Here is a 14,277-nt window from a genome sequence, read left to right on the forward strand (position 1 = left end):
ATGAACAAGAGAAAAGTGATTCCGAGTCTGCGTTCGCTCGCAGATCAAGAGCGCGCGACGGCCAAGAAGGCGCGCGCATCGTGGCAGATGTTCACGATTATGGCAGAGTTTATCGAGGCGACCGAGTACCTGTCGGAGATCCGCCCGGCTGTCAGCATCTACGGTTCTGCCCGCCTCAAACCCGACACGCCGCACTACAAGCTGGCCGCGCAGATCGCGCGCAAGCTGTCGGACGCCGGCTTCGCGGTGATCTCCGGCGGCGGCCCCGGCATCATGGAAGCCGCGAACAAGGGTGCGCACGCCGGCAAGGCGCCGTCCGTCGGCCTGAACATCGAGCTGCCGCACGAGCAGGCCGGCAACCACTACCAGGACATCTCGCTGCGCTTCCGCCACTTCTTCACGCGCAAGGTCACGTTCGTGAAGAATTCGGATGCGGTGATCGTGATGCCGGGCGGCTTCGGCACGCTCGACGAACTGTCCGAAGTGCTCACGCTGATCCAGACGAAGAAGTCGCGCCTCGTGCCGATCATCCTCGTCGGCAGCGAATTCTGGCAGGGGCTGCTGCAATGGTTCCGCGATCAACTGATTCCGATGGGCCTGATCAATCCGGAAGACATGGATCTGATGCAGGTGATCGACGATCCCGACCAGGTGCTCGACGCGGTGCTCGCATTCTACGAGGACAGCGGCGAGGAAGAAGGTTCGGACGACGACGATCATCCGCCGCGCCCGGAAGAAGACCGGATGTTCTATCTGTAACCGGTCGGTGACGACAGCCGGCCCGACGGCCGGCCGTCGTGCTTTCACGCAACGGGCACAAACGGGCATCGCGATCGTGCGGCCCGCCGGGCGTGACTTTGTAACGCGCTGTTAATACCCGTTCGCCGCCGCGCGCGGTCGAATGTCAAATCCTCGCAGTCGGCGCGCGCGATGCGGCGGGATCGGCCGCACCGGTGGCTCGCCACTGTCAAATGGATGGCTCGCCGCACGCCGGCGCACCGCCAACTCTCCGTAATAATCACGACTCGCCTTTTCCGTCGCGCGGCAGCACACTGCATTGTGTCGGCGCGGCGATCCCCCGGTGGAACGGCCCCCTCGCTTCCATCGCGTCGCGTCGGCCTATTTTCATCACGACACCACGGAAAAGAACATGCAACGCTCGCTGATCGCCCTCGCTTTCGCCGGCCTCGGCCTTTCGCTGTCCGGCCTCGCTCACGCCGTCAACGTCGACGTCAACATCGGCACGCCCGCGCCGGTCGTCGTCGCGCCCGCGCCCGTCGTGGTCGCCCCCGCGCCGGTGATCGTCGGCTGGCACGGCGACCGCTACTGGGACGGCCGCCGTTACTGGGAACGCCGCGAGTGGGAAGATCGCGAGCGTCATCGCGGTCATGGCGGCTATCACTGCCCGCCGGGGCACGCGAAAAAGGGCGAGTGCTGAACGCCTGAGCGCCGCAGCGTTCGACCCGGGCGCTGAAGCAGTGGCAGAAATCAAAAGGTCGCACGCGAACCACCGTTCGCGTGCGACCTTCGTCGTTGCAGGCGCCGCGACGCCGTGCCATCGGCGTTACTGGAACGCGACTTCGCGCACCTGTTTAATCGCTTACTCGGTCAATAGCACGGACACTTTTTGATCGGCCCGGGACCAATCACCGCGACGGGTTTGCAGGGGTTGGACGGACCGATTACGGCGACGGGCGCACAAGGATTGGACGGGCCGATCACCGCGCTTTCGGCCATTGCCGACAGCGATGTGGTGAACATCAGGGAAGCCAGCAAGATATTGATTTTCATCAGGTATGCCCTCTCTCAACATGATAGGAATCGGCCGGATCGACTGTTCGTCGTTCCTTCGTGCGGGCGTCGAATCACGCCACGCATCGGAGCATATTGTTGATGGCGAGGGCAACCAATAGGACAACTTCCAAATTACAGGAAATGACGGCGTTCCAGTACGAAAGCCGCGACGCGGCTACGCACGGCCACACAGGGGCAAGTGCGCGCCTGCCGACTTGAAGCCCGGCATGCCCCGGTTCGCGATTGCGCCGAACATCGCGACGCGCACCGCAACCCGGGGCCGGCGGTCATGTTACTGAAACGCCACTTCCGCGAAGCTTCTCAGCTTGCGACTATGCAGCTTGTCGAGCCCGTTCGTGCGCAGGATCTCCATCGCCTTCACGCCGATCTGCAGATGCTGGTCGACCTGCCCGCGATAGAACGTGTCGGCCATGCCCGGCAGTTTCAGCTCGCCGTGCAGCGGCTTGTCCGACACGCACAGCAGCGTGCCGTACGGCACCCGGAAGCGGAAGCCGTTCGCGGCGATCGTCGCACTTTCCATGTCGAGCGCAATCGCGCGGCTCTGCGACAGCCGCTGCACGGGCTCGCGATGGTCGCGCAATTCCCAGTTGCGGTTGTCGACGCTCGCGACCGTGCCCGTGCGCATCACGCGCTTCAGTTCCACGCCCTCCAGCCGCGTAACTTCGGCCACGCCGCGCTCGAGCGCGAGCTGCACTTCGGCCAGCGCCGGGATCGGCACCCACAGCGGCAGATCGTCGTCGAGCACGTGGTCTTCCCGCACGTAGCCGTGCGCGAGCACGTAGTCGCCGAGACGCTGCGTGTTGCGCAGCCCCGCGCAGTGACCGAGCATCACCCACGCGTGCGGACGCAGCACCGCGATGTGATCGGTGATCGTCTTCGCGTTCGACGGGCCGACGCCGATGTTGACCATCGTGATCCCGCTGCCGTCCGCGCGCTTCAGGTGATACGCGGGCATCTGCGGCAGGCGCGGCGGCGCGGTGCCCTCGGCCGGCTCGCCGCCGAGGTTCGCGTTGTACGTGACGACGTCGCCCGGCTCGACGAACGCGCTGTACTCGCTGCGGTACGCGCGCACTTCGGGATCGTCGCTTTCCGTCATCATCGTGCGGCCGAGCTTCACGAACTCGTCGATGTAGAACTGGTAGTTCGTGTAGAGCACATAGTTCTGGAAATGCGTGGGCGACGTCGCCGTGTAGTGGCGCAGCCGATGCAGCGAGAAGTCGACGCGCGCGGCCGTGAACAGCGCAAGCGGATGCGGCTCGCCCGGCGCCGGCTCGAACGTGCCGTTGACGATGCGGTCGTCGAGATACGACAGGTCGGGCGTGTCGAAGATGTCGCGCATCGCGAGCAGGCGGTCGCGATCGAGTTCGCCTTCGAGATGGATGCCTTCCGGAAACGCGAAATGGATCGGAATCGGCTGCGACGACACGCCGATCTCGATCTTGACATGGTGGTTCTTCGCCAGCAGGCGCAATTGCTCGCGGTAGTAGTTCGCGAAGAGATCGGGGCGCGTGACGGTCGTCTCGAATACGCCGGGGCCTGCGACGAAGCCGTACGAGCGGCGCGAATCGACGTGCGTGTTGACGTCGGTGCGGATCCGCACGAACGGATAGCAGGCGCGCACGTGCTCGGTAATCGCTTCGTGGCGGCGATAACGCGCGAACGCGTCGCGCAGGAAGCCCGTATTCGTGTCGTAAATGGCGGACAGCCGCGCGACCGCGGCGATCGGATCGTCGAAAGCCTCGATTGACGGGCTTTCGGGCGACAGCACACGGTGCCGGCGGCTCAAATCGTTCTTCATCAATTGCTCCGAGAAACCCCGTCCTTCAGGACGGGGAGGAAAGGCGTGCTGTTGACAGGCAGCTTCTTCCACGGGTTAGGATCACCGACATGATCCTTGTCTACCGCTACCGGGTGAAGTCGCTCAACGGACTGCTCAACAAGCAGAGCCGTGCGGTGAACTACGTCTGGAACTTCTGCAACGACACGCAGAAGCACGCGCTCAAGTGGAGCAAGAAGTGGCCGACGGGATTCGACCTGAATGTGCTGACGACGGGAAGCAGCAAGGCGCTCGGCATCCACTCCGGCACGATCAACGCGACGTGCGAGCAGTACGCGAAGTCGCGCAGCCAGCACCGTCGCCCGTACCTGCGTTATCGCGGCAGGAAATCGCTGGGCTGGGTGCCACTGAAGGGGCGTGACCTGAAGCGCGAGGGCGACGCGTTTCGCTTTGCCGGCAACACCTTCCGCGTGTTCAACAGCCGCCCACTTCCCGAAGGCAAGATCAAGGACGGAACCAACTTTGCGCAGGATGCACGCGGCAACTGGTTTCTCAACATCGTGATCGAGATGCCTGACGTTCACGCCCGCCCGATCCGTTCCGGCGTCGGTATCGATCTCGGCCTGAAAGACTTCGCCACACTTTCGACCGGCGAGAAGCTGCCCAATGACCAGTTCGGTCGACGAGCGGCGGAGAAGCTGGCGAAAGCGCAACGGGCACGAAAGCACAAGCGACATATCGCGAAGCTGCACGCAAAGATCGCCAATGCCCGCGCCGACTTCCAGCACAAGCTCGCGCTCGATCTGGTGCGGCGCTTCGATTACATCGCGGTCGGCAACGTGTCGGCCGCTAAGCTCGCCAGAACCAGGATGGCGAAGAGCGTCTACGACGCATCCTGGTCGTCCTTCCGAAACAAGCTCCGTTACAAGGCGATGGCGCACGGGGCCACGTTCGAAGAAGTCGACGAAAGCGGTTCGACCCAGTCCTGTTCGTCGTGCGGGTCGAAAGACAGCACGACGCGGCCGAAAGGTATCGCGGGACTGCGAGTAAGAGAGTGGGCCTGTAGTGACTGTGGTGTCGAACATGATCGAGATACCAACGCTGCGTTGAACATTCTCCGATGCGGACGTGCATCGCCAGGTGTGGGAATCCTCTCCCCTTTAGGGAGAGGAGGACGTCAACACCTCGTCTGATCAGACGACATTACCACGGAACCCGGTCGCCCTTATGGCCGCTCCTGCGCACGCGGGGGCCGGATGGCGCGCAGTATTTGCTAAAATCGGTAGGTTCACTGGAGACTCATCATGAAGCCGCTCATTTTCGTCGCCGCTGCCGTCGCGTTTGCCGCCGCCAGCGTCGCTCACGCCGCCGGCGGCACGCCTGACGCCGACGCGCAGGCCCGGGCCGAGGCCAACGAAGCCGCCGGCCTGCCCGATCTCCGCAAGATCAACCGGCCGGGCGCCGAAGTCACGTCGAAAGTGGACTTCGCCGACATCCGCCGCACGCCGAGCTTCCACGAAAAGAGCAAGAACGGCACCGAAGTCACCGAGTACCGCGACCGCGGCAAGCCGGTCGAGATCGACGTGAAGTCGAACTTCGGCACGCGCTACCAGATGAGCTCGACGCCCGACACGTCGCCGAAGCCGCACGACGCGGGCATCCCGATCACGCGCCTGCCGTCGCTGAACCTGCGCTACTGATTCCGTCGCGCGGCGCGTCGATCGCGCCGCGCCGCCCCTTCACCTGCTGTCGCGCTGCACGCCGCCCGCGTGCCGACACCCTGACCTGACGCATCCCGCATGGCCGTTTTCACCGCTGTTTCCGACTCCGATCTCGCGCAATGGATGCGCCACTACGAACTGGGCGACGTGCTTGCGTTCCGCGGCATTCCGTCCGGTATCGAAAACAGCAATTTCTTCCTGACGACGACGCGCGGCGAATACGTCCTCACGATCTTCGAAAAGCTCACGGCGCAGCAGTTGCCGTTCTATCTCGACCTGATGCGCCACCTGGCCAGCCACGGCGTGCCGGTGCCGGACCCGGTCCCGCGTGACGACGGCGCGCTGTTCGGCGAACTGCACGGCAAGCCGGCCGCGATCGTCACGAAGCTCGACGGCGCGGCCGAGCTGGCCCCCGGGGTCGAACACTGCATCGAGGTTGGGCAGATGCTCGCGCGCCTGCACCTCGCGGGCCGCGACTATCCGCGCAGCCAGCCGAACCTGCGCAGCCTGCCGTGGTGGCAGGAGAACGTGCCGGCGATCGTGCCGTTCATCACGGACGCGCAACGCACGCTGCTCGAAGGCGAGCTCGCGCACCAGGCCGGCTTCTTCGCGTCGGACGACTATGCGGCGCTGCCGGCCGGCCCATGCCATTGCGACCTGTTCCGCGACAACGTGCTGTTCGCGCACGCGGCGCCCGGCACCGGCCACGACGTGCGGCTCGGCGGCTTCTTCGACTTCTATTTCGCAGGCTGCGACAAGTGGCTGTTCGACGTCGCGGTGACCGTCAACGACTGGTGCGTCGACCTCGCGACCGGCGTGCTCGACGTCGCGCGCGCCGATGCGCTGCTGCGCGCGTACCAGACGGTCCGGCCGTTCACGGCCGAGGAACGCCGCCACTGGAGCGACATGCTGCGCGCCGGCGCGTACCGCTTCTGGGTGTCCCGCCTGTACGACTTCTACCTGCCGCGCGCGGCCGAGATGCTCAAGCCGCACGACCCCGGCCATTTCGAACGCATTCTGCGTGAGCGTATCGCGCATACGCCCGCGCTTCCCGAGATCCAAACCGCATGCAACTGATCGAAGTGCCCGCGAAAACGGGCTATGTCTGGTTCCGTCAAGGCATCTGGCTGTTCCGCCGGAATCCGCTCGCGTTCATCACGCTGTTCTTCACGTACCTGCTCGCCATTGCGCTGATGTCGGGGGTGCCCGTGATCGGCTCGACGCTGCCACTGGTGTTCGTTCCCGGTATCGCGGTCGGCTTCATGGCCGCGTGCCGCGATACCGTGGCCGGCAAGACCGTGATGCCGACGATCCTCGTCGACGGCTTTCGCTCGTACGGCACCGTCGCGACCCAGCGGCTGCTCGCGCTCGGCGCGATCTACGTCGCGTCGATGGTGCTGGTGTTCGCCGCTTCGTCGTTCGTGGACGGCGGCGCGCTGTTCCACGTGATGATGGGCGCGGCCGACGACGCGAACACGACGCCCGAGACGCTCGCCGCGCAAGGCACGCTCGGCGCGCTGTTCTTCGCGACGCTGCTCTATCTGCCGGTCGCGATGCTGTTCTGGTTCGCGCCGGTGCTGGTCGCATGGCATGACGTTCCGCCCGCGAAGGCGCTGTTCTTCAGCGTCGTCAGTTGCTGGCGCAATCGCGGTGCGTTCGTCGTGTACGGCGCGCTGTGGTTCGGCGTCACGCTCGGCACGTCGCTCGCGCTGTCGCTGCTGCTGCAGGCGCTCGGCGCGGGCACGTATGCGCTGACGATCATGATGCCGGTGGCGATCATCATCGCTACGATGCTGTACTGCTCGTTCTACGCGACCTATCGCGGCTGCTTCGGCGTGCAGGAACCGGGCGCGACCACGACGATGTCGGGCCGCTGATCCTTGTCCCGGCCGGCGCATGTCGCCGGCCGTCACGCCGTTTCCCGCGCCGGGTAGTCGCCCGGCGCGCTTCTGATCTCTCCCCTTTTCCGGTATCGACCGTCTCTGGTCGCCCCCTGTTCAACCTGATCTTTTGCGCGCAAAATAATTTGCGTACAAATCGTTAGCGCATCCGCCGCGCTTCCCGAATCATGGATCGCCTGCCTCCGCTGCCCCAGACGCTCGACGAGCAACTCTGCTTCGCGCTTTACTCGACTTCGCACGCGATGACGAAGGCGTACAAGCCGCTGCTCGACAAGCTGTCGCTGACCTACCCCCAATATCTCGCGATGCTCGTGCTGTGGGAGCGCGACGACATGGCCGTGAAGGACATCGCCGCGCGGCTCGACCTCGATCCGGCCACGGTCACGCCGCTGCTCAAGCGGCTGGAAGCGCTCGGCTACGTCGAACGCGTGCGCAGCGCGGCCGACGAGCGCGTCGTCAACGTGCGCGTGACGCCGGAAGGCCGTGCGCTGAAGGACCGCGCGCGCTCGGTGCCCGCCGACCTCTTTTGCGCGATGCAGCAGACGCCCGACTTCCTGATCAGGCTGCGCGCCGATCTCCAGCAGTTGCGCGACGCGTTGTCGGCGGCCAACGAACGCTGACCCTCACACGCTCGAGTTCGGACCGACCTGCCCGGCCCTGCCGGGTTTTTCTTCAAAATTTCATTTGCACACTAATGATTAGTGTTCTATATTTTGCGTGTGGCCGGCGACATCCCGTTCGACCGGACCGCTTTTCCCCTCTCTTCCCGACAGGAGCTGCACGATGAACATTCTGTACAAGACCAGCGCCACGAGCACGGGCGGCCGCGACGGCCGCGCGGTATCCGCCGACCACAAGCTGGAAGTGAAGCTGGCCGCGCCGCGTGAACTCGGCGGCACGGGCGCGGAAGGCACGAATCCGGAGCAGCTGTTTGCCGCAGGTTACTCGGCCTGTTTCCTGAGCGCGATGAAATTCGTCGCGGGCCAGAACAAGCAGACGCTGCCGGCCGATACGCAAGTGACGGCGGAAGTGGGCATCGGCCCGAACGACGCAGGCGGCTTCGGGCTGGACATCGAGCTGCGCGTGTCGCTGCCGGGGCTCGACAAGAACGACGCGCAGGCGCTGGTCGACAAGGCGCACCACGTGTGCCCGTATTCGAACGCCACGCGCAACAACGTGCCGGTGCGCCTGACGGTCGTCTGACGCGACGCAGGTTCCGGGTTCAGGAAATACAAAAAGGGCGCGTGCGGCATCATGCCGCACGCGCCCTTTTGCGCGATTCGTCGAAATGGCGGGCCGGCAGGCCCGCGTGCGCCGCTTAGCGCGCGCCGATCGAATACGGACGGTTCATTGCCGCTTCGCGATCGATCTTGCGCATGCGGAATTCGAGGTCGTAGATGTCGGTGGCTTCGGCCAGGTACGCATCGGCGCGCTCTTTCGCGGCCTTGTCAGCATTCTTGGTCAGCATCAGGAAGAGGTGGCTCAGCAGGTACATGGTCGATCTCGCTGTTCAAAGGTTCTGGACTAGGGTTTTCCCGAATTATAGGGAAAACCCTAGGCTTTGACCAGCATCGATCAGACGGTGCGTCGTTCGGTCGCCACAGTTCGCTGATGGGTTTCGAAAAAAGCCCAGATCATCGCGCTTGCGTCAGGGCCGACCGCCGCGTGAAACGGCACGGCTTCGTCGCCGCCGGCCCACGCGTGATCGAGCCCTTTCACGCGGCACAGCCGCACCACCGGCTCGCCGTCGCGGCACACGTCGGTAATCTGTACGCCCGTTTTGCGTGTCTCGACGCGCTCGCCGCCGCGCAGCGCGCCCCGGCTGTCGGCGAGCCCGTTCAGGCGCATGAACTGGACGGTCAGTTGATCGGCATTCTTCGGCGCGACGACATGATCGCCGTCGCCCTGGACGATCAGCGCGGGCATGCCCGGATACGCGCCGGCATCGACGAGCGCGTCGACCGCCGCGGCCGGGTTCTGCCGCAGGCCGCGGCGCATCACGTCCATCGCGGTGATGCCGGAATTCGCCTCGCCGAGCGCGGGGCCGGAGTGCAACGCGACCGCCGCGAAACGGTCCGGGTGGTGCAGCGCAAGCAGCGCTGCGAGCCCGGCGCCGGCCGACAGCCCCGCGACGTAGACGCGCGACGCGTCGAAACCGTGCTCGTCGACCAGCGCGTCGACCAGCGACGCCACCGTGTCCGCCTCGCCGCGGCCCGCGCGGTCGGTGTCTTCATACCAGTGCCAGCACCCGTGTGCGTGCGCGCGCGGCGACTGTTCCGGATACAGCACCGCGAAGCCGTGCTTGTCGGCCAGCAGGTTCATTCGCGTACCCTGCGCGAATTCGTCCGCCGACTGCTGGCAGCCGTGCAGCATCACGACGAGCGGCATCGCGCCGCGCCGGCGGCCGGGCGGCACGTAGAGCCCGTACGCGAGATTCTGGACGAGGCGGCCGAGCGCGGGCGCCATCGGATGTTCGCCGCGCGTCCAGTCACCCGCCGCCCATGCGGCCGCGCGCGGCCGCACGCGCGATTCGCGTGGCGGGGACGGATCGGCCACGGCAGACGAGGCCGCGGCCTCGAGTGCGTCGCGGGTGATGCGCTGCGCATCGCGCGCCGCGCGTTTGGCGGCCGGGGACAGCATGCGTTTCATGCCGCCCAGCCACACCTTGGTCAGACTTTTGGTCATCGATCGGGCTCGCAGTCAGGAAAAATAGGGGCGCCATCAAAGCGCCGCAACGGATGCATCGTTCGACTTTGTGCAATGCACCATAACATTGTTTCCAGGATTTTTCCTGCACGCCGGTCGTTCTCCGCGGCGCAAAAAACGGGCCTCATGCGGACGCGGCGCTATACTGGGGTTTCGTCGCTTGTATCCGTTGTAGTCGTTCTTCCCGGCTCGCGCGTTGATTTAAGCATTCTCCCCGCCTTCGTTCGTCCCCTTCCCGATGTTCGACCTGCCCTCTCACCTGTGGATCATGATCACCGCATTCGGCGGCGCCGGCCTGACCTTGCCGCTCGCGATCACGATTGCCGTCTGGCTCGCGCTCGGCTACTCGTGGCAGCGCGCGGCCGCGTGGCTCGGCGTGCTGGCGGCCGCGATCGGCGTGGTGGCGCTCACGAAGATCGCGTTCCTCGGCTGGGGCATCGGCATCCGCGCGTGGGATTTCACCGGGTTCAGCGGCCATGCGATGCTGTCGACGTCGGTGTATCCGGTCGCGATTTTCCTCGCGCTGATCCGCACGCGCACGCCGGTGCGGATCGCCGGCATCGCGCTCGGGCTGGCGGCCGGCGTCGCGGTCGGCGTGTCGCGGGTCGCGCTCGCCGCGCATTCGCCGTCCGAATCGATCACCGGCTGCATCGTCGGCGCGATCGCCGCGCTCGCGTTCATCGCCGGCTCATGGCGCGCGGCGCCGCACCGCTGGTCGGTGCCGGCGGTCGTCGCGAGCCTCGCGCTCGTCACCGTGGCGCTGCACGGGATCACGGTGCCGTCGCATCGCTGGGTCACCAAGGTCGCGCTGGAACTGTCGGGCCACGAGCGCCCGTTCGTCCGCGCGCGCTGGAAGGCCAATCCGAACTACCATCCCGCGTCGCAGCCGTCGTCGCTGCAGCGCACCGAATCGGCGCCGCCCACGCTTCACGCGTGAGCGGCCGCCCGGCCATCCCTTTTCACGTCCGACCCTTTCATGCGCACCGTCGCATGAGCAGTATGTCGAGCGTTATAACCCACCCTATATTACGATTACGGTTTCCACCCATTCAACACGAATCCCCATGCGCTCAACCGCCCGCCCGCTTCGCCGCGCCCTGCTTCGCCTGCTGCCGATCGCCACGCTTGCCGCCGGGGTCGCGTTCAGCGCGCCTGCTTCCGCCGATGAACTGGTCGTGTCGGCGGCCGCCAGCCTGACGAACGCGTTCAAGGCCGTCGGCGACGCGTACGAGAAGCAGCATCCGGACACCAAGGTGCTGTTCAACTTCGGCGCATCGGACGTGCTGATGCAGCAGATCGCCAAGGGCGCGCCGGCCGACGTGTTCGCGTCGGCCGACCAGAAGGCGATGGATCGCGCGGTGAACGAGAAGGTGATCGTGCCCGGCACGCGCCGCGATTTCGCCGCGAACTCGCTGGTGCTGATCGTGCCGGCGGACAGCCGCGCGGCCGCGCCGACATCGCTGAACGACCTGACCGCGCCCGGCGTGAAGCGCATCGCGTACGGCGACCCGGCCTCGGTGCCGGTCGGCCGCTACACCGAAGGCGCGCTGCGCGCGGCCGGCGTGTGGGATGCCGTCAGCGCGAAGGGCGTGCTGGCCGCCAACGTGCGCCAGAGCCTCGACTACGTCGCGCGCGGCGAGGTCGACGCGGGCTTCGTGTTCGGCACCGACGCGGCGATCATGCCGGGCCGCGTGAAGGTCGCGCTGACGGTGCCGACCCGGACGGCCATCACCTACCCGATCGCCGTGGTCAAGGACAGCCGCCACGCCGCGCAGGCGCAGTCGTTCATCGATTTCGTCGCGTCGTCGCAGGGCCAGGCCGTGCTGTCGACGTTCGGCTTCAAGCCCGCCAAGTGAGCGACTCGCGATGCAAGACGCCTGGGTCCCGCTGCTGCTGTCGCTGAAGGTGGCCGGCTGGGCGACCGCACTCGACATCGTGCTCGGCGTCGCGGCCGCGTTCGTGCTCGCGCGCTGGCGCTCGCCGCTGCGCGACGTCGTCGATTCCGTGCTGACGCTGCCGCTCGTGCTGCCGCCGACGGTGCTCGGCTATTACCTGCTCGTGCTGCTCGGCCGGCGCGGCGTGTTCGGCGCGTGGCTCGACAAGTTCGGCATCGCGCTGGTGTTCACGTGGCAAGGCGCGGTGATCGCGTCGATGGTCGTCGCGTTTCCGCTGATCCTGAAATCGGCGCGCGCGGCGTTCGAGGGCGTCGATCCGCATCTCGAGCGCGCCGCGCGCACGCTCGGGCTCGGCGAAGCCGCGGTGTTCTTCCGCGTGACGCTGCCGGTCGCCACGCGCGGGATTCTCGCGGGCGCGCTGCTCGCGTTCGCGCGCGCGCTCGGCGAATTCGGCGCGACGCTGATGATCGCCGGCAACCTGCCCGGCCGCACGCAGACGCTGTCGGTCGCGATCTACGCGGCCGTACAGGCCGGCGACGACAACACGGCCAATTTCCTCGTGCTGGTGACGTCGATCACCTGCGTGCTCGTGCTGCTCGCGACCGGCTGGCTCGTGCCGTCGCGCGCGCGGGGGAGCCAGCTGACATGAAGCGCCCGCGCTGCCCGTATCGCGTCCGTCGTCCGGCGGCCGGCCCGCTTCGGCGGAGGTTCGGATGAGCCTCGTCGTCGACATCCGCAAGACCTACGCGAACGCCGAGCGCCGCTTCACGCTCGACATGTCGTTCACGGCGACGACGCAGCGCGTCGTGCTGTTCGGGCCGTCGGGCGCGGGCAAGAGCATGACGCTGCAGGCGATCGCCGGGCTGCTGACGCCCGACGAAGGCACGATCACGCTGAACGGCGAGCCGCTGTTCGACGCCGCGCGCCGCATCGACGTGCCGACCCGCGAACGCCGGGTCGCGTACCTGTTCCAGGACTACGCGCTGTTTCCCCATCTGAACGTGCGGCAGAACATCGCGTTCGGGCTCACGTCCGGCCTGCGCAACCCGCGCGCGAAGACGGCGCCGCCGGAGGTCGCGTACTGGCTGCGCGCGTTCGATCTCGAATCGCTCGCGGGGCAATATCCGTCGCAACTGTCGGGCGGGCAGAAGCAGCGCGTGGCGCTCGCGCGTGCGCTGGTCGCGCAGCCGCGCATCCTGCTGCTCGACGAACCGTTCGCGGCGCTCGACGGCGCGATGCGCCAGCGCATGCGCCATGAGCTCGCCGAGCTGCAGGCGCGGCTCGACATCCCGATGGTGCTGATCTCGCACGACCCCGACGACGTCGCCGCGTTCGGCGACCAGGTCGTGCAGTTGAGCGAAGGACGCGTGCAGGCGAACCCGCCGCACGCCGAGTGGCCGACGCGCGTCACCTGAGCGCGCGAGGCCGTGGTCGTGAGCGTGGCGCTGGCCGCCACGTTGGAGCCTGAGAGCCGCCGCGTCGCGGCACATGCTGAAAGCGGAAACGAAGCCGGTGCGATGCAAACGCGTGCGGCACCGGCTTCGCCCCGCCTCGCACGACGGCCGCCGGCCAACGCGAGCCGCGCTGCCGGCCCGGTCAGCCCGTCACCGCCAGAATCACGCTCGACGCCTTGAACAGCGCGATCGCGCGCCGGCCGGCCGCGAGCTGCAACGCATCGACGCTGTCGTTGGTCACGACGGCCGTCAGCGTTCCGCCGCCGTCGAGCGCCAGCGTCACCTCGCTGTTCACCGCCCCCGCCGCGACGGCTTCCACGCTGCCGCACAGCCGGTTCCGCGCGGACACCTTCAGGTCGGGCCCGCCGTCGTCGACCGCGAGCACGACCCACGACGCCTTCACCAGCGCGCACGCGTCCACGCCTTCCCGCAGCCCGAGCGCCTCGGCGCTTTCGTGCGTCAGCACGGCGACGACGGATTGCCCGCCCGGCAGCGCGAGCGTCACCTCGTCGTTGACGGTGCCGCGCACGAGCGACGCGACCTTGCCGAACAACTGGTTGCGCGCGCTCGTCTTCATCCCGATCCGGCCGATCAGCGCCCAGTCGACGTCGAAGCCGGCAACAGCCGCGCTCGCGGCCTCGATGAAGCGGCGATGCTCGCGCTCGATCGTGCGGAATGCGGCGATCAGCGACGTCGCGCGCGGTGTCAGCGTCGTGCCGCCGCCGCCCTTGCCGCCCGTCGAACGCGCGACGAGCGGTTCGCCGGCGAGATTGTTCATCGTGTCGACCGCGTCCCACGCGGCCTTGTAGCTGAGGCCGACGGCCTTCGCCGCGCGCGTGATCGAACCGGTGTCGCCGATCGCCGCGAGCAGCGCGATGCGCGTCGCGCCGCCGAGCGTCTGTTCGCCGGCGCGCAGCCACAGCTCGCCGCCCAGTTCGAGCGGTTCGGCGGACGAGGAAGAAGGCGGGGCGTCGGTCGTCATCGGCATGCGTGCGGGAAACGGGCGGC

17 protein-coding genes are annotated in these 14,277 nt (G+C 67.0%); 12 read left to right on the plus strand and 5 right to left on the minus strand.

The features are described from left to right. Positions 1 to 759 carry a TIGR00730 family Rossman fold protein gene (locus HWX14_RS16970; protein WP_059237322.1) on the plus strand — a complete coding sequence of 253 codons (759 nt, stop codon included), beginning with the start codon at positions 1 to 3 and terminating at the stop codon, positions 757 to 759. Between the two features lie 391 nt (positions 760 to 1,150). Next, complete coding sequence (locus HWX14_RS16975; protein ID WP_175883617.1) at positions 1,151 to 1,438, plus strand: hypothetical protein; 288 nt, start codon at positions 1,151 to 1,153, stop codon at positions 1,436 to 1,438. A gap of 170 nt (positions 1,439 to 1,608) precedes the next feature. Here the strand turns inward: HWX14_RS16975 and HWX14_RS16980 are convergent, their stop codons facing one another. Together HWX14_RS16980 and HWX14_RS16985 are read right to left on the minus strand one after the other, a co-directional pair. Further along, the gene (locus HWX14_RS16980) at positions 1,609 to 1,791 is read right to left on the minus strand and encodes a hypothetical protein (RefSeq protein ID WP_175883606.1); all 183 of its coding nucleotides are present in this window, start codon (positions 1,789 to 1,791) and stop codon (positions 1,609 to 1,611) included. 295 nt (positions 1,792 to 2,086) lie between these two features. Continuing rightward, positions 2,087 to 3,613: an AMP nucleosidase gene (locus HWX14_RS16985; RefSeq protein WP_175884607.1), complete on the minus strand. Its 1,527-nt coding sequence runs from the start codon at positions 3,611 to 3,613 to the stop codon at positions 2,087 to 2,089. Between the two features lie 89 nt (positions 3,614 to 3,702). Between HWX14_RS16985 and HWX14_RS16990 the strand changes: the two genes are divergently transcribed. The 6 genes from HWX14_RS16990 (at position 3,703) to HWX14_RS17015 (ending at position 8,417) form a co-directional block, all read left to right on the plus strand. Continuing rightward, complete coding sequence (locus HWX14_RS16990) at positions 3,703 to 4,785, plus strand: RNA-guided endonuclease TnpB family protein (RefSeq protein ID WP_175883618.1); 1,083 nt, start codon at positions 3,703 to 3,705, stop codon at positions 4,783 to 4,785. A 111-nt stretch (positions 4,786 to 4,896) separates the two neighbouring features. After that, positions 4,897 to 5,292, plus strand: a complete 396-nt coding sequence (locus HWX14_RS16995; RefSeq protein WP_006479446.1) for a hypothetical protein — start codon at positions 4,897 to 4,899, stop codon at positions 5,290 to 5,292. Positions 5,293 to 5,391: 99 nt separating this feature from the next. Then, positions 5,392 to 6,390, plus strand: coding sequence for a homoserine kinase (locus tag HWX14_RS17000; RefSeq protein ID WP_175883619.1), 999 nt, complete (start codon positions 5,392 to 5,394; stop codon positions 6,388 to 6,390). After that, positions 6,381 to 7,190, plus strand: coding sequence for a BPSS1780 family membrane protein (locus HWX14_RS17005; RefSeq protein ID WP_175883620.1), 810 nt, complete (start codon positions 6,381 to 6,383; stop codon positions 7,188 to 7,190). Before HWX14_RS17000 ends, HWX14_RS17005 begins: the two co-directional genes overlap by 10 nt. A 191-nt stretch (positions 7,191 to 7,381) precedes the next feature. Beyond that, a complete protein-coding gene (locus HWX14_RS17010; RefSeq protein WP_175883621.1) occupies positions 7,382 to 7,834 on the plus strand; it encodes a MarR family transcriptional regulator in 453 nt (150 codons plus the stop codon). Positions 7,835 to 7,997: 163 nt separating this feature from the next. After that, positions 7,998 to 8,417 (plus strand): organic hydroperoxide resistance protein, encoded by a 420-nt coding sequence (locus HWX14_RS17015; protein WP_069618520.1) that lies wholly within the window; start codon positions 7,998 to 8,000, stop codon positions 8,415 to 8,417. Positions 8,418 to 8,532: 115 nt separating this feature from the next. Here HWX14_RS17015 and HWX14_RS17020 read toward each other — a convergent pair whose 3' ends face one another. Beyond that, positions 8,533 to 8,709 carry a DUF3563 family protein gene (locus HWX14_RS17020; protein ID WP_126367197.1) on the minus strand — a complete coding sequence of 59 codons (177 nt, stop codon included), beginning with the start codon at positions 8,707 to 8,709 and terminating at the stop codon, positions 8,533 to 8,535. Between the two features lie 80 nt (positions 8,710 to 8,789). Then, on the minus strand, positions 8,790 to 9,899 hold the full coding sequence (locus tag HWX14_RS17025) for a PHB depolymerase family esterase (RefSeq protein WP_175883622.1): 1,110 nt from the start codon (positions 9,897 to 9,899) through the stop codon (positions 8,790 to 8,792). A gap of 259 nt (positions 9,900 to 10,158) precedes the next feature. Here HWX14_RS17025 and HWX14_RS17030 point away from each other — a divergent pair, with 259 nt between their 5' ends. The 4 genes from HWX14_RS17030 (at position 10,159) to HWX14_RS17045 (ending at position 13,230) form a co-directional block, all read left to right on the plus strand. Beyond that, entirely contained in the window at positions 10,159 to 10,857 is a 699-nt protein-coding gene (locus HWX14_RS17030; RefSeq protein ID WP_175883623.1) for a phosphatase PAP2 family protein, read from the plus strand. Positions 10,858 to 10,984: 127 nt separating this feature from the next. After that, positions 10,985 to 11,776 (plus strand): molybdate ABC transporter substrate-binding protein, encoded by a 792-nt coding sequence (modA, locus tag HWX14_RS17035; RefSeq protein WP_175883624.1) that lies wholly within the window; start codon positions 10,985 to 10,987, stop codon positions 11,774 to 11,776. A gap of 10 nt (positions 11,777 to 11,786) precedes the next feature. Next, positions 11,787 to 12,464: a molybdate ABC transporter permease subunit gene (gene modB / locus HWX14_RS17040; protein ID WP_175883625.1), complete on the plus strand. Its 678-nt coding sequence runs from the start codon at positions 11,787 to 11,789 to the stop codon at positions 12,462 to 12,464. 64 nt (positions 12,465 to 12,528) lie between these two features. Continuing rightward, positions 12,529 to 13,230, plus strand: coding sequence for an ATP-binding cassette domain-containing protein (locus HWX14_RS17045; RefSeq protein ID WP_175883626.1), 702 nt, complete (start codon positions 12,529 to 12,531; stop codon positions 13,228 to 13,230). A gap of 181 nt (positions 13,231 to 13,411) precedes the next feature. Here the strand turns inward: HWX14_RS17045 and HWX14_RS17050 are convergent, their stop codons facing one another. Further along, positions 13,412 to 14,257, minus strand: a complete 846-nt coding sequence (locus HWX14_RS17050; protein WP_175883627.1) for a TOBE domain-containing protein — start codon at positions 14,255 to 14,257, stop codon at positions 13,412 to 13,414. Positions 14,258 to 14,277: the final 20 nt, after the last annotated feature.

This window comes from Burkholderia sp. BCC0044, assembly GCF_902832955.1.
Taxonomy (GTDB): Bacteria; Pseudomonadota; Gammaproteobacteria; order Burkholderiales; family Burkholderiaceae; genus Burkholderia.